Annotated in this window: 10 protein-coding genes; all 10 read left to right on the forward strand. The window is 48.0% G+C overall.

The window, feature by feature from the left end; genetic code table 11:
- The first annotated feature begins 7 nt into the window (after positions 1-7).
- The 10 genes from lgt (at position 8) to Q366_RS08280 (ending at position 15,869) form a co-directional block, all read left to right on the forward strand.
- The gene (lgt, locus tag Q366_RS08235; protein ID WP_035237981.1) at positions 8-778 is read left to right on the forward strand and encodes a prolipoprotein diacylglyceryl transferase; all 771 of its coding nucleotides are present in this window, start codon (positions 8-10) and stop codon (positions 776-778) included.
- Positions 765-2,036 (forward strand): DNA polymerase III subunit delta, encoded by a 1,272-nt coding sequence (gene holA / locus Q366_RS08240; RefSeq protein WP_035237982.1) that lies wholly within the window; start codon positions 765-767, stop codon positions 2,034-2,036. Before lgt ends, holA begins: the two co-directional genes overlap by 14 nt.
- A gap of 80 nt (positions 2,037-2,116) precedes the next feature.
- Positions 2,117-2,704, forward strand: a complete 588-nt coding sequence (locus tag Q366_RS08245) for a Uma2 family endonuclease (RefSeq protein ID WP_035237983.1) — start codon at positions 2,117-2,119, stop codon at positions 2,702-2,704.
- Between the two features lie 269 nt (positions 2,705-2,973).
- A complete protein-coding gene (gene pyk / locus Q366_RS08250) occupies positions 2,974-4,404 on the forward strand; it encodes a pyruvate kinase (RefSeq protein WP_035237984.1) in 1,431 nt (476 codons plus the stop codon).
- Positions 4,405-4,663: 259 nt separating this feature from the next.
- Complete coding sequence (locus Q366_RS20195; RefSeq protein WP_051957914.1) at positions 4,664-7,150, forward strand: PAS domain-containing sensor histidine kinase; 2,487 nt, start codon at positions 4,664-4,666, stop codon at positions 7,148-7,150.
- 28 nt (positions 7,151-7,178) lie between these two features.
- The gene (locus Q366_RS08260) at positions 7,179-8,591 is read left to right on the forward strand and encodes a sigma-54-dependent transcriptional regulator (protein ID WP_035238174.1); all 1,413 of its coding nucleotides are present in this window, start codon (positions 7,179-7,181) and stop codon (positions 8,589-8,591) included.
- A 380-nt stretch (positions 8,592-8,971) separates the two neighbouring features.
- Complete coding sequence (locus Q366_RS08265) at positions 8,972-9,379, forward strand: response regulator (RefSeq protein WP_156968141.1); 408 nt, start codon at positions 8,972-8,974, stop codon at positions 9,377-9,379.
- Positions 9,376-12,168: a cache domain-containing protein gene (locus Q366_RS08270; RefSeq protein WP_035237986.1), complete on the forward strand. Its 2,793-nt coding sequence runs from the start codon at positions 9,376-9,378 to the stop codon at positions 12,166-12,168. Before Q366_RS08265 ends, Q366_RS08270 begins: the two co-directional genes overlap by 4 nt.
- Before the next feature lie 43 nt (positions 12,169-12,211).
- Complete coding sequence (locus Q366_RS08275) at positions 12,212-13,855, forward strand: methyl-accepting chemotaxis protein (RefSeq protein WP_051957915.1); 1,644 nt, start codon at positions 12,212-12,214, stop codon at positions 13,853-13,855.
- Positions 13,856-13,880: 25 nt separating this feature from the next.
- On the forward strand, positions 13,881-15,869 hold the full coding sequence (locus Q366_RS08280) for a methyl-accepting chemotaxis protein (protein WP_035237987.1): 1,989 nt from the start codon (positions 13,881-13,883) through the stop codon (positions 15,867-15,869).
- The last annotated feature ends 370 nt before the right edge of the window (positions 15,870-16,239 follow it).

Here is a 16,239-nt window from a genome sequence, read left to right on the forward strand (position 1 = left end):
GAGACCCATGCATCCGATTCTTCTTCAGGCCGGCAGTCTGAAGCTTTATACCTATGGTCTTTTTGTGGCCCTGGGCTTTATCATCGCCCTCTGGTTTACAAAACGGAATGCAAAATTTTATGGTGTTCCGGACCAGATGGTATCAGATCTTTTTTTCACTGTCCTGATCAGCGCCCTTGCCGGTGCCCGTATTCTTTATGTGCTTATTAATCTGAATGCCTACAGGAACAACTTTCTCGATATCTTTAAAATCTGGAACGGGGGCCTGATTTTTTTCGGAGGCTTTATCGGCGGAACCCTTGGGGCTATTATATTTTTGCGTATTAAAAAAATGGATATCTGGAAAACAGCCGATGTCATTTCACCAGGCCTTGCTTTAGGGCACTCCCTAGGCCGCTTTGGCTGTCTTTTTGCCGGATGCTGCTACGGCAAAGTCTGTTCGTTGCCCATTGCCATGACCTTTACCAACCCGGACAGCCTGGCCCCCCTTAATATCCCTTTGCACCCCACCCAGCTTTACATGATTGCTTCCAACTTCATTCTTTTTCTGATTCTTCTGGCTATACAGCGGCGCAAACGATTCAATGGCATGTTTTTTTTAAGTTACATCATGCTTTACTCTGTGTTCAGGTCCGTTATTGAGTTTTTCAGGGGGGATTTCAGGGGGAACTTCTTATTTGATTTTCTGTCACTGTCCCAGGGCATCGGATTGCTGGTCTCCTGCATTGCCCTGGTCTTCATGGTCATTAAACTGAGATCCCGGCATGGCAACCGGTAAGAACCTGGTCCCATACAAGGCCCTTGCAGGCGCTCTTGATGCCCTGTCAAAGGACGATACGCTTAGAACCGTTCTGATCTGCGGAGAATCCTTTCTGGTGCGCAAGGCTTTGGATACCCTTGTTCCAATACTGCTCAAGGGCGAGTCAAAACAGTTCGGTTTTGATGTTCTGGACGGGAAGACCACCTCTGTAGGAGACATTTGCGAACAGGCTGGTACGTTTTCCTTTCTTGGAACCAGAAAAGTCATTGCCGTAAAAAATGCGCCGCTTTTTTCAGCCAATACACCAGCCGGAGAGATCCGCTACAGTGAAAATGATCTTCAGATTCTGATCCGCCTTGTTGAAAGCGGCATCCCGGACAATCATGTGCTTGTGTTTACCACGGATTCACCGGACCGCAGAAAAAAGATATACAATCTCATCCTTGAGCACGGGCTGGTGGTGGACTGCAGTGTTGCCACAGGCGCCAGAAAGGCGGACATCGAAGAACAGCAGGCTGTGCTGGGGGATATCAGCCGGCAGATACTGTTAAAATCAGGAAAGCAGATGGCCCCGGATGCCTTTGCAGCACTTGTGGAACAGACAGGATTTAATCCGGATTTATTTGCAAATGCAATTGAAAAACTTCTGGCATATACCGGGAACCGAAACCGGATATCTGTGGCCGATATTGCGGCTGTGGTACACAAAGATAAAAAGGACCCCATATTTACCCTGACCAATGCAGTGATGGACCGGGATGTCTCCAAAGCCCTGACCCTTTTTTCAGGTTTGTTGTCCGACGGATTTCATCCGTTACAGATTTTAAAAACCTTTGAAAATCTGATCAGAAAACTGTTAGCCATCAAGTGCTTCACAACGGGTCTGAATACGGGAAGGGCAGGGGGGCCGCCTTTGAAACATATGCAGTTCAACACATTCAAGCAGATGCTTTTACCTGTAATCACGGATTGGGATGCAAACACCCTGAAAGCCAATGAAGAAAACATCAGCCTTTTCAAGGCCGGGGATGATAAAAATAAGGGGAAGTCTGCCAGAGTGCCGGCCAATGACCTTTTGCTGGCCCCAAATCCCAAAAATCCATATCCCATATTCCAGAATTTTTTAAAATCAGAAAACTTTGCCCTGGAAGAACTGACATGCGCGATAGATGCCCTTGCCGACCTTGATTATCGCATTAAGTCGTCCGGAGCTGACGCGGCCGCAGGGCTTGAAAATTTTATTATGGCCCTGTGCCGTAAGCCTGAAAATCTTTAAGATACCCAAAAAAAACGGGTTGATATAATATAGCAAGATGATCACCTGGGTAATCTAAAAGCCAAAACAGGAGAAAATCAATGATTGCACACCCCCAAGAAGAAAATAATATGACCCCGGCTGAATATTTGGCCAGGGAACGAAGTTCTCTTGATCTTAAACATGAATTTTTTAACGGTGAGATTTTTGCTATGGTCGGGGCTAAAATAGACCATATCCGCATCAATGCGAATCTTACAGGAGAATTGAGAAATAAGTTTAAAGGTGATAACTCAACATGTGAGGTTCTTTCTAATGATATGCGGGTAAAAATAGAGACCGGCTATGTTTACCCCGATATTGTTATTTGCTGTGGTGATGCAGAATTTGAGGATAACAAGTTTGACACACTGACAAACCCGGTTGTCATCATGGAAATTCTTTCAGATTCAACAGAAGCCTTTGATAGAGGGAAAAAGTTTGCTTATTACCGAACAATTCCAACGCTTCAAGAGTATATCCTTGTTTCCCAGGACGAATATCATGTTGAACAATACATACGCCGTAATAACGGCAAGTGGGAATATTGTTCATATAAGGGTGCTGACCAGATCTTAAAGATAGAATCTGTCAATTATGAATTGCCGTTATCTGAAATCTACTGGGGGATTAAATTTGAATCAGAATAAAAGATAAGCCTTGGCTTGGGGTGTCTAAAAACTTCCCTAATAGCTTACTCTTTTTTCTGGACTACGTTACAGGATTAATTTCAATGTCATAAACTTAAGCATTGAGTATTTTATTTAAAACCATGAAGGACATGAAGAATATATACTGGAAAATCAATCTTCATGTCCTTCATGCTCTTCATGGTTTTAAATAAAAATTTGAATTGGGGTACAAATGTGGCTTTCACATAAAAAAATATCATGGCATTGTGCCGAAAGAGAGGACTGTTTTGAAAAGGCGTAAAACAAAAATTGTGGCGACCATATCCAATCTGAACTGTTCTGTGGCATTTATTGAAACGCTTTACAAGGCCGGGATGAACGTGGTGCGCCTGAATACGGCGCACATGACTCATGATGATGCCAGGCAGGTTATTGAAAACACCCGCAAGGTATCGGACAAGATCGGTATCCTTTTGGATACCAAAGGCCCTGAAATCAGAACCTGTGACGCTAAAGAGCCCCTGTCCGTCGTCTCCGGGGATACCCTCCGCATCAAAGGAGAGGCCGGCGGGATTTCCATGGATGATGTGATCTGCGTATCCTATCCGCATTTTGTTGATGATGTGCCGGTTGGATCTTCCATTCTCATTGATGACGGATGCATTGCCCTGAAAGTAACAGACAAGGCAGATGGCCATCTCATCTGTTTCGTGGAAAATGACGGGGTGATTTGTCCCAGAAAAAGTGTCAATATCCCATCGGTCCATGTTAAATTGCCGGCCTTGAGCGAAAAGGACAGGGGGTTTATTGCCTTTGCCGCAGACCAGGATCTTGACTTTATTGCCCACTCCTTTGTTCGCAACAAGGAAGATGTCCTGGCGGTTCAAAACATTCTTGATGAGAAGAAATCCCCAATCAAGATCATCGCCAAAATTGAAAATGCCAAGGGTGTGGATAATCTTCGGGAAATTCTGGAACATGCCTATGGGGTGATGGTGGCCCGGGGGGATCTGGCCGTTGAAATCCCGACTGAAAAAATCCCCTTGATTCAAAAAGATATTGTCCAGACCTGTATTGAACTTAGACGGCCTGTTATTGTGGCCACCCAGATGCTGCATTCCATGATTCAATCGCCTCGTCCCACAAGGGCGGAGGTATCTGATGTGGCCAATGCCTGCCTGGATCGTGTTGACGCGCTGATGCTGTCGGGTGAAACAGCCAGTGGCAAATATCCTGAACAAGCGGTGCAGACCATGGCCAGGATTGCCCAGGAGGTGGAGTTAAAAAGAAGCTCCTTCATTGATGTTCCCTATTCAAGCCAAGACAAACTGACAGACTATCTTGCCAAGGCTGCCGTGAAGTCTGCCCTGCGTTTGAACACCAGGGGGATCGTGGCGGATTCACTTTCCGGAAAAACCATTCTGGCCCTGGCCGCCTACCGGGGAGACAGTCCGATTTTCGCCCAGGTTTACGATAAAAAAGTGATGCGCATACTCTCTTTATCCTTTGGGGTATTCCCGGATCACATTCCTCTGGGGGAAAGTCCAAGGGAATCGGTTATCGGTTCCATCTGCCGGTTAATTGAAGATCATAATTTTAACGATGACGATATGATTATTGTGCTTTCCGGCAGTTTCGGGCCTGAACGCGGTGCATCTTTTATTGAAATCAGCAGTGCAAGAAATTTCAGTGACCAGTGCGCGTTGAGGCAGAAATAAGCGTACCGCTTATTTCTGCGGCTGGGTTGGTTTTCGGATCTTTCTGAATAAACCCACCCACCTGAAAAAGCCTTCAGATTCAATTTATTTTTAAAACCATGCGGTCAAATCCCTGAACCCTTGACCAGGCTTGAAAACATCCCTATAAGTTTCTCCATGTCTTGTTCCCTTTTGCATTTTAAAAGTTGAGCAGATTTTTTTAATAGACAGTAAAAGCGATTCATTCTTTATTGTGTCCAATAGGAGATGGGTATTTTTCATGGCTGATTATTGTGCCGATTGCCAGGCATTGAAATTCAGGATACGGGAGCTGGAAGCGGAAAATGCCTATTTGCAGATGTTCAAATCTGGAATGGACAATATGCCGTGTTCGCGTTTTGCCATTTTGAGCCGGGAACATCGTTTTGCGGCAGTCAGCCAGGGATACCTTGATGCCTATCACCTGAAACCCGAAAATATAATCGGAAAAAAAGCAGCGGATGTGTTGGATGAGCGGATATTCCAAACTGTAGCCGAACCCTGCTTTGCCCAGGCCCTGGAAGGTAAGGCCATTCACTATTCTACCTGGGTTGAGATGCCTGATTCCCGGAGGCGGTTGCTGACCATTCATTATTTTCCGATTCCGAACCAGGGCATTGTTTCCCGGGTTGGGATTCTAATCCAGGACCTGACACAAATTCATGAAACCCAAGAAGCTTCCATCCACCCTGGGGATAATTGCCGGAAAGCCCAGCAAAATAATTTTTGCATGGGTAATGGGATCTGGGATGTCATGCCGGTTAAGACTGGAAAACAATACCAAACCATTATCCAGACCGCCATTGACGGATTTGTCATGCTGGATCAACAGGGCCGGCTGCTGGAGGTAAATGAGGCCTATTGCCGGATGGTGGGGTATTCCAGGGAAGAATTACTGCAGATGCAGACGATGGACGTCGATACCATGATAGATATCGATACTATGATAGATATTGATGCCATGGGGAGAAGCGCCATGGAAATCAAGCAATTGTTTGAGACGGCGGTTCAAAGTGGATCTGTTCATGTGGAGACCCGTCACCGGCATAAAAGTGGCCGCCTGGTGGATGTTGAAATCAATCTTCAGTATTTGGATACCCAGAAAGGGATGTTCTTTGGTTTTGTCCGGGATATCACGGAAAAAAAACAGATCCGGGAGGCGCTGAAAAAAAGTGAGGCCAGATATCGGGACTTATTCGAGAGTGCTCCCGTGATGTATGTGGTGCTTGAACATCAACATGAAGAAGCGGTGCTGCGGGACTGCAACGCCCTGTTCCTGGATTCACTGGGATATACCCTTACAGAAGTGATCGGTTGCTCCATAAGTAAGTTCTACACCGCGGACTCCCGGGAGAAGATGTACCGTGAGCAGAATTTAAGGCGGATCCGGGAAAATACGTTTTCCATGGCGGAACGGGAACTGCTTTGCCGTGACGGGGAGATTATCCACACATTGATCCAGGCCAAAACAGATATCGATGAACACGGAAAACTCATTGGTATCCGGTGTATGTTCACCAATATCAGCGCCCAGAAAAGGGCCCAGGAGCAACTCAGGGAGAGCAATCACCTGTTGACCGTGATTCTGGACGGCATCTGTGACCCCCTGATTATTCTGGACCGGAATATGGGGGTGCTGATGATGAACCGGGCCGCTGAAATGTATTCAGGCAGGTCCGGCACCCCATACCTGGGCCAGAAGTGCCATCAGATGTTTAAATTAACGCCCCGGCCTTGTGCGGGGTGCTGCGTGGGGCAAGTTCTTGGATCCGGCTGTAAAAAACAATATGAGCGGGCCGGGCTGATGAATCCTGACACCCTGGAACAGGTCACTGTTTATCCGATTCGGGAAAAAGGCTATCATGCCTGGGCTGCCATTGTCCGGGTGTCTGATATCACCCTGGAGCGGCAGATGAAAAAAGAACTGATTCAGGCAGACAAAATGATTTCATTAGGGGTACTGGTCTCTGGTATGGCCCATGAGATCAATAATCCCAATCAGTTGATTATGTCCAATACGCCCTTGCTAATTGATGCCTGGAAGAGCAGTACGCTGGTACTGGACCGGTATTCCCGGGAGAATGGCGATTTCAGCCTGGGCGGACTGCCCTACAGCCGGATGAGAGAAGACATTCCCCAACTGTTTGAGGGGATCATCGAGGGATCGGCCCGGATTCATCGAATCGTCAAGGACCTGAAAGATTACGCCCGTAAGGAAGAGGTGGATATGGACCAGTCCGTGGATCTCAACCATGTGGTTAAAAACGCCGTGCGCCTGACCCGGATTCTGATTGATGGAAAAACGGATCGTTTCAGCCTGGCGTATGGCAGTTCCCTGCCGGTTGTCCGGGGCAACCGGCAGAAACTGGAACAAGTGGTCATCAATCTGATCGAGAATGCCTGCCAGGCGATTTCAGACCGGGAACAAGGCCTGGAAATCGCCACATTCCTGGAACCGAACCGAAATTGTCTTTGTGTGCAGGTCAAGGACCAGGGCCACGGCATACCGGAAAACATGCTGACCCGGATCATGGATCCCTTTTTTACGACCCGGCGGGGGCAGGGCGGAACCGGTCTGGGACTTGCGGTCTGCCTGAACATTGTTACAACCCACGCAGGAAAAATCGAGGTAACCAGTAAACCGGACCAGGGATCTGTGTTCACGGTCAGCCTTCCCCTGGATGCGGCGCCAAAAATTTGCCTTTATGATCAGACACCCGGGGAATGAGCCCGGGTCGATTTTCCGAGGCAGTCCCATGATATCTTCCCTTTTTCCCCAACATCCGGTGCTGCTGGTGGATGACGATCCCGGTATCCTCAAGGATTTTCAGATGCTTCTGGAAAAGGCCGGAATCAACAATCTTATCCTGTGCCAGGACCCTCAAACCGTTATGCCCGTGTTGGGGGAGCATCGTATCGAGGTGGTTCTTCTGGACCTGATCATGCCCAAAATTTCGGGCGAAGACCTTTTGACCATGATTGCAGCCAATTATCCCGGCCTCCCGGTTATTGTCATCACCGGAGATACTGATATCAAACTCGCAGTGCGATGCATGAAAAAAGGGACCTTTGACTATATGGTCAAGCCGGTGGAACAGAGCCGGTTGATCTTAGGCGTTAAACGGGCCATTGAAATTCGAAGGCTGCAGAGTGAAAATCAGGAACTTAAGGAGCGTATTCTGTCCGGCCAGCTCAAGAACCCGGGGGCATTTCAGGAAATCAACACCCGGAACCGGGCCATGATCGGTCTGTTTCAATATGCTGAATCCATTGCCGCAAGCCCCCAGCCGGTGCTGATCACCGGAGAGACTGGCGTGGGAAAAGAGTTGATCGCCAGGGCCATCCACCAGTTGAGCCCCCGTAAGGGACGGCTGGTAACGGTCAATGCCGCCGGGATTGATGACAACACCTTTTCAGACACATTGTTCGGCCATATCAGCGGTGCGTTCACCGGTGCGGAAAAGCCGCGGCAGGGAATGGTGGAACATGCCACCGGCGGAACCTTGTTTCTGGACGAAATCGGCGACTTGAGCCCAGTATCCCAGGTCAAGCTGCTGCGGCTCCTCCAGGAACGCGAATACTTTCCCCTGGGCGCGGATCTGCCAAAAATTGCAGATATCAGGGTTATCGTGGTGACCAACAGAGACCTGGCGTCGTTGCAGGAGACGGGAAAATTCCGCAGAGATCTTTACTATCGGCTCTGCTTTCACCATCTGGAGGTCCCGCCCCTGCGCGAACGGCTTGATGATCTGCCGTTGCTGATACATTGTTTTCTCAGGGACGCGGCCCGCGAAATGGGAAAAAGAGAACCGGTCCCGCCACCCGAGCTGTTCCATCTGCTGACCAACTATTCTTTCCCCGGAAACGTACGGGAACTCAAATCCATGATTTACGATGCTGTGGCAGACCACAAAACCAGGATACTGTCCCTGGAACGGTTCAAAACTCATATCAGTCAATCCCTGCCCTCCACCGGCCTTTTATCCGGTTCTTTGCCAAAGGAAAAATGCTACTGCGAACTCAAACCCCTGCCGACATTGAAAGAGGCCATCCATTCCCTGGTTCTTGAAGCCATGAAACGGTCGGGCAACAATAAGTCAATGGCGGCACGATTCCTGGGGATATCCCGGCAGCGCCTGGGGCGGTATTTAAATCAGCGTATCCCCTGATTTTTATCTTTGATCCAGTGTCTTTGATCCGGGGTCTTTGATCCGGTCCAATGCCTGTGTCGCTTCAACCCATTGGTCTATTTTGTAACAAATGGGATTTTTGCTTTCCCAACGCCTTTATTCGCCATATATCGTGATTTTGTGTTACAAAATATAACACCCCCTTTAATTTGAAACCAATCCGGCCCAATGTTTATTCATTTAAAATAATATCAGAGCGTTGTGTATATTATTAAGTATTTATCCGATTGTGGCATATTTTTAGCATAGATATAAAAAGGTGCGGTCCTAAGTTGTCAGGGGCGGCTGGTTGAGTGGCGGCAATCTAAAGAAAAAGGGTAAAAAATATTTTGAGGGAAAAAAAAGAGGAGAGCGATCGTTTGTTGACGGTCACCTGCTCCTTAATGGAAAAACTGAAAGAGCCTATTTTGGTCATTGATGATGATCCGGGAAGTTTGTTTTTTTTAAGGTTTTGCCTGTCAAGGCAGGGGTTCTCAGTGGACGTTGCCAGCAGCGGAGACAACGGCATTGAAAAAATTAAAAATAAGACTTACAGCGCGGTTTTGACTAGTATCCGGATGGAGCCGGTTTCCGGATTCCATGTGGCGGCCTTCCTTCAATCCGTCCTCAAGAAAGTCACTCCTATCATCGGTATATCCGGAATCCCATGTCCCATTGGGCTTGATGACTTTGATGCTGTCTTGTACAGACCCTTTTCAACCCAGGATGTCCTCAGGGTATTACACGGGGCTGTTGATATCTTCTTTGTGAAAGGAAATTGTTATTGAACCTAGCCGATAAAAATCAATTTGAGCCTGGGAAAAAGGTTGGGCAACCGAGCCTGGCGGCTTTCTTACGAATTATTGTTCCGTTGTTTCTGATATTTATTTTGTTTGCCCTATGCATTTTTCTGATTTTTGTTCCTTCGTTGAAACATCATCTCATTGAACAGAAAAAGGCGATGGTCCGTGAACTCAATGACAGCAACTGCACCCTGACCGCAAGCCTTCTGTCAGAGTACCACCAGCGTGTATTGTCCGGCGAGCTGACCCGTGAAGACGCCCAGCACCGTGCCATGGAACGGATACGGAATCTGAGGTATGGTCCGAAAGGCGAGGCGTTTTTCTGGATTATCGACTCGCACCAGCGGGTGCTTGTTCAGCCGGTTATGCCGTGGCTGGAAGGCAAGGATCCGTCTTCCCTGGCCGATTCCTACATAAAAAAAATGATTGTTGAAAGTGTGAGAATCGCCAATACCCAAGGGTCCGGATGTGTCAACTGCCAGGAGGCGTCACCGTGCAGCCCGGGTAAAGCCTTTCCCGGTATTTCTTATGTCAGACTGTTCAGGCCCTGGCAGTGGATCATCGGCACCGGTATTGACGTGGCAGATATAAAAGACCATATCGATGACATATCCAGCCGGATCTTCCTGATTTTCATCGGTTTCTTGGTCATATTTTTGGTGCTTTCCCTTTACATCACTGTCCAGTCCGTTTTGAGCGAACGTAAACGGGGACAGGTGGTAAAAGCCCACCGTCTGGATAGTTTACGCTTGAAAAAACTACGGGAACTGAACCAGATGGCTGAAGCCTCGCTGTCGGACTTGACGGAATTTTCATTGTCAGAGGCGATTCAACTGACCCAGAGCCAGGTCGGGTATCTGGTGTTTTTAACCGAGGATGAAAAGGATATCACGCAGTATTCATGGTCCAAGGATACGATTCAGCACTGTAAGGTCACAGAAAAGAACGGCTGTTGCCACCAGGAAAGAAGTAAATTATGGACCCAGGCTGTCCGGAAACGCGAAACGGTAATTGTTAATGATTATCAGCAGGAACCTGGAGAAAACAAGTTCCCGGCCGGACATATCCGGATTACCCGATACATGAATGTTCCGGTCTTTGACCGCGGCAGGATCGTAGCCGTGGCCGGGGTGGGGAACAAAGCTGAAAACTATAATAATTCCGATATCCGGCAGATGAACCTGCTCATGGACGGCATGTGGAAAATTATCCAGCGAAAGACTTCGGAGGAGGCTTTGCGGCAAAGCGAGGAGCGGTACCGGTTGTTGATGGAGAATGCCAGTGATATTATCTGGACCCTTCAATTGCCGGATATGCATTTTCTTTATGTAAGCCCGTCAGTGGAAACCATCTTGGGATACACCCCGGAACAGATCCAGAAGCTTGGGCTGAAAGATATCATTGCGCCGGAATATTTGGACCGGTTTATCAGCATGATCAGCGAAGAGATGACAAGGGAAGGCGGCCCGGATGCTGATCCCAGACGGTCCTGGTCAACCCCGTTGGAACAGGTGCGAAAAGACGGATCTTTTGTCTGGACTGAAATAAAAGCCAGCTTTTTAAGGGATGAGACCGGCAGGGCAAACCGGGTGCTTGGGGTCACCCGGGACATCACCCAGCGCCGGCGGATGGAGCGCCGGCTTCAGCAGAGCCAGAAAATGGAGGCTGTCGGCACCCTGGCAGGCGGCATTGCCCATGATTTCAATAATATCCTCTCCTCAATTCTGGGATTTGCCGAGCTGGCCCGGTTGCAGTGCAAAGCAGACCCTGAGCTGATCCGAAGTCTGGACAAGATTTTTTCCGCCGGCATCAGGGCCCGGGATTTAATCCGCCACATCCTGGTATTCAGCAGGCAGCAGGAAATACGACGGGAGCCTTTGGCCATAACGCCGCTGGTCAAGGAATGCCTTAATTTTATTCGTGCATCCATCCCTATGAATATCGAAATCATCCGGAAACTGGATGCACCCGACATCATGGTGACGGCCGATGCATCCCAAATTCACCAGATCATCATGAACCTGTGTACCAATGCGGTCCATGCCATGGAAGGGAACAACGGAGTTCTGGAAGTGGGCCTTAAATCTGTCCGGATTGAAAACTGGGAAGAGGTGCGGATCAAGGGTCTGGATCCGGGCAACTATATAGAGCTGTCCATCACCGATTCGGGATGCGGCATTCCGGAGTCGGTGATAGAACGCATTTACGAACCGTTTTTCACCACCAAAGCCAAGGGTGAAGGGACCGGTATGGGACTTTCCATTGTCCATGGCATTGTCAAGGACATGGACGGTGGCATTTCGGTTTACAGCGAACCGGGCAAGGGAACGGTTTTTAAAATATATCTGCCGGCCGTTACCGGCAAAGAGGAATCAACGGTCTTCCCGGGGTTGACGCTGACAAAAGAGACTGGCCGGATTCTCATGGTGGATGATGAAAAAGATATTGTTACATCAGGTCGGCTCATCCTGATGACCATGGGATATGAGGTAACGGGGGTGACCAGCAGTCTTGAGGCACTTGAGATTTTTAAAAAAGATCCCCAGGCCTTTGATCTGGTGCTGTCTGACTTGACCATGCCCCGGATGACCGGAATTCAGTTGATCCGTGAAATCCGTGAACTGCGTAAAGACATTCCCGTTATTATAAGCACCGGATTCAGTGATATGAAGTCCGCTGCCGAAACAAGCGGTGCATTTACCGTGGTAATGAAACCGCTGATTGCCCGGGAACTGGCGGAGGCGGTCCGGGCTGCACTTAACCCCTGTATCTGATAGAGACAGAGTTGCTACAGCGAATGTTAAACGGGAGAATTTTATGAAATTGGGTGATTTAAATTTACCAACGAAAATACTCGGCGGTTTTTCCGTACCTTTGGTTTTCTTGATCATCGTTGCTTATGTCGGTTACAGCGGGTTGGCAGGGGTCAAAGACAGCGTTGAAAAAGCGGATGATGTTAACCGCCTGGTCAAGGAAATGCTTGGCATAAGACTCCAGGAAAAAAATTACATGATCCGGGGAGAAGATATTTATATCCAGGAGGTGGATAAAGGTATCGAGGCGGTTATTGCCCAGAATTTGGCCCTGAAAAATAAGTTTAAAAAGACAGCAAATAAGGATCAGATGGATTTAATTTTCACGAAAGTGAACGAGTACAAAACAGCTTTTCACAATTATGTTGATCTTAATGTCCAGAAAAAAGAACAAAAACAACAAGTAGCAGATTTTGAAACATTGATGAAAGAACAGGCCGAATTCGACCAACAGATGGTGACAAAGGCCCGGGAAGCTGTAGAAGTGATCACCGAAGCCCGGACCGACCAAAAGGCAATGATGCACCATCAGATTTTAACTGCCAACCGAACCATGCTGATCATATCACTGGCCGCAGTTGTTCTGGGCATCTTGATCGGCTGTTTGATCACATTGGGTATTACTCGTCCGGTCAAAAAAGGGGTCGAATTTGCAAAAGCATTGTCCCAGGGAGATTTAACCCGGACGCTTGATGTTAACCAGACAGATGAAATAGGCGTTTTGGCCAATGCACTGAATCATGTATCCCAAAGCTTGAGATCCATGTTTGCGGACATTTCTTCAGGCACCCAAACCCTTACAGGTTCTTCTGCCGAGCTTTCTGCCATATCCGCCCAGATGCTGTCAAACGCGCGCCAAACTTCGGAACGGTCAAGTAACGTGGCAGCTGCCGCTGAAGAAATGGCAAACAGCATGAACAGCGTAGCCGCCGCCACAGAGCAGACTTCAGCCAACATACAGATGATTGTTGCAGCAGCGGAGGAGATGTCGTGTACCGTCACTGAAATCGCAGAAAACACATCAAAGACAAGCCAGACAACTGCCGCGGCGGTTAAAGAGGCGGAAAACGTATCAAACAAGGTCACCCGGCTTGGGCAGGCCGCATCACAGATCAGCAAGGTAACGGAAACCATTGCCGATATTTCCGAACAGACAAATCTTTTGGCGCTGAACGCCACCATTGAGGCGGCAAGGGCAGGGGAGGCCGGAAAAGGGTTTACCGTTGTTGCAGGAGAGATCAAGACGCTTGCCCAGCAGACATCAGAAGCGACCGGTGAAATCAGTGCCAAAATAGCAGGCGTCCAGGCGGTAACACGTGAAGCCATCGCTGCCATTGAAAGCATTGTTGGCATAATCAATGAAATCAATTCCATGGTTACCTCAATTGCCGCAGCCATTGAAGAACAGTCAACAACCACCCAGGAAATTTCCAGTAATGTCAGCCAGGCCGGACAAGGTGTTCAGGCCGTGAACGAAAATGTAAGCCAGACTTTCAGTGTGGCGCAAGACGTGACCAGAGATATCCACCAGGTCAATCAGGTGGCAGATGAGATGGAGACAGGAAGCGGCCAGGTAAATGAGAGTGCGGCAGAATTGTCAAAACTGGCTGAGTCTCTAAATGAAATGGTAAAACAGTTCAAAGTTTAATAATATTAGAAAAGGAAATTGCAGAATGAAGATGTCTTTGAAATCAAGGTTGTTAATTGGAGGGCTTTTGGCCTCCATGCTTCCCCTGGCCATCAGCAGTTATTTTTCAGTAAGCAAATCCTCTGACGCCTTGATAAAAAGCAACAAGTCCAACTCCGTTCAGGTGGCCAAAGATATGGCTGTCCTGGGCGACGCGTTCATCAACCAGGAAGAAATTTTTGCCTTGTCCATCGCCCAAGCTCCAATGGTAAAAAAGACAGTCTCAAAGGTATTTAATTCAGGGCTAGAGCATGTAAAACCTGAGTTGAATTCATTGGCAAAATTTTTGACTGATGTTTATGGTCAGGTTAAAAATAAATATGAAAACCTATTGGTTACAGATCAAAACGGAACCGTCATCGCCGACAGCCTTGGGGGAAAAATAAATGGGCTTTCCCTGGCAGAACGGGAGTATTTTATTGATGCAAAAAAAGGGAATTTAAGTTTAAGCGACCCCATGTTGTCAAAAACATCCGGTGATCCGATCTTTACGGTTGCCGTTCCCTTGAAACAGGAAAACGGGCCGTTTGCCGGCGTATTGATATCGGTAATCAAACTGAATCAGTTAAGCAAGATCATTACCCGGGTTAAACTGGGAAAAACCGGATATCCGTTTTTAATCGATAAAAAAGGGACTTTTATTGCCCACCCCAATCCGGATCTTATCTTTAATGCCAATACAACCCGGATAGACGGAATGAAGGAAGTGGCCATACAAATGCTGGCCCGGAAAACCGGTGTTCACGATTATGAATTTGACGGCGTGCGCAAAATAGCCGGATTTGCTCCGGTCAACTCCACGGGCTGGAGTATCTGCGTTACCCAGAATGAAAAAGAGTTTCTGGCACCCGCCAAACATATCAGAAACCTTTCGTTAATGATCGCAACTGTTTTTTTTGTCGTCATTTTGTTGGGTGTTTTCTGGTTTGAAAAAGACGTCATGGGTCAACTGGGCGGGGAGCCACTGGAGATTGCCGGTATTGCCGACAGTATTGCCGCCGGGGATCTGACAATCCAATTCAAGGATGACGGCAAAAAACTGACCGGTGTTTATGCCAGCATGAAAAAAATGTCGGAAAACCTGACGGATATGCTCAAAGAGATCACCGGCGGGGTTCAGACATTGACCTCCTCCTCCACAGAGCTGTCTGCCATTTCCGAACAAATGGCAGACAATGCGGATGATACGTCCGAAAAGTCCAACAATGTGGCTGCTGCCGCAGAAGAGATGACCGTAAACATGAATTCAGTGGCCGCGGCAAGTGAACAGACCGCCGCCAATATTCAAATGATTGTTGCCGCTGCCGAAGAAATGTCCTCCACCATTTCTGAAATCGCATCCAATATATCCCAAGGCAGCCAGACAACCCTGGATGCCGTGAAAAAGGCGGAAGAGGTTTCAGGAAAAGTCAACGAACTGGGGACAGCTGCTTCCCAGATCAGCAGGGTAACCGAAACCATTGCAGACATTTCTGAACAGACCAACCTTCTGGCCCTCAACGCCACCATTGAAGCGGCAAGGGCCGGAGAGGCCGGAAAAGGATTTGCCGTTGTCGCAGCAGAGATTAAAGCCCTTGCCCAGCAAACAGCCGAGGCCACTGATGAGATTGGTGCCCGGATTGGTGAGGTGCAGAAAAGTACCGGTGAATCCGTAACCGCGATTACCGAAATTGTCGGGGTGATCAATGAGATTAATACGATTGTCTCCTCAGTTGCCGTTGCCATTGAGGAACAGACGGCAACGACCCAGGAAATCACCAACAATGTGAGCCAGGCAGGCAGCGGGGTCCAGGAGGTGAACGAAAATGTCAACCAGGCCTCTGCTGTGGCCGAAGAAGTCAGCAGGGATGTTCATCAGATCAGCCAGGCTTCCGGAGAAATGAAGACCGGCAGCCGGCAGGTTAATATCAGTTCCACGGAATTATCCAGACTGGCTGAAGACCTTAATCGCATGATAACACGGTTTAAAATATAACCAACTGTTATTACATCTGAAACGATAGAGCCTCCTTATACCATCCGTTCTGGTTAAAATATGCACGGATGATATAAGGGGCCAGGGTGAACCCCACGCATGCCAAAATGGAATCGCACACACAAAAACCACCTACACCTTGAAAATAATCCTGACATCTCCCAGCGTTTTTTATATGAAAAAGCTTAACCACGGAAATCACGGAATACACTGAAGATGAAATTCTGTGATTTCCGTGGGTTCCGTGGTTAAAATATTTTTCAGGCATTAATTTTGCTTTAGTTTCACATTGAGTTTCACATTGAGTTTTGCATTGATTTTCATTGAGTTCATGCGCAAAAGCAGGATATTATCAGGGAGCATACCAAAC

It is taken from the genome of Desulfobacter vibrioformis DSM 8776 (assembly GCF_000745975.1).
GTDB lineage: Bacteria > Desulfobacterota > Desulfobacteria > Desulfobacterales > Desulfobacteraceae > Desulfobacter > Desulfobacter vibrioformis.

Coding starts and splice junctions, on each gene's coding strand:
- lgt (WP_035237981.1), top strand. CDS start 8: ATGCATCCGATTCTTCTTCAGGCCGGCAGTCTGAAGCTTTATACCTAT.
- holA (WP_035237982.1), top strand. CDS start 765: ATGGCAACCGGTAAGAACCTGGTCCCATACAAGGCCCTTGCAGGCGCT.
- Q366_RS08245 (WP_035237983.1), top strand. CDS start 2,117: ATGATTGCACACCCCCAAGAAGAAAATAATATGACCCCGGCTGAATAT.
- Q366_RS20195 (WP_051957914.1), top strand. CDS start 4,664: ATGGCTGATTATTGTGCCGATTGCCAGGCATTGAAATTCAGGATACGG.
- Q366_RS08260 (WP_035238174.1), top strand. CDS start 7,179: ATGATATCTTCCCTTTTTCCCCAACATCCGGTGCTGCTGGTGGATGAC.
- Q366_RS08275 (WP_051957915.1), top strand. CDS start 12,212: ATGAAATTGGGTGATTTAAATTTACCAACGAAAATACTCGGCGGTTTT.
- Q366_RS08280 (WP_035237987.1), top strand. CDS start 13,881: ATGAAGATGTCTTTGAAATCAAGGTTGTTAATTGGAGGGCTTTTGGCC.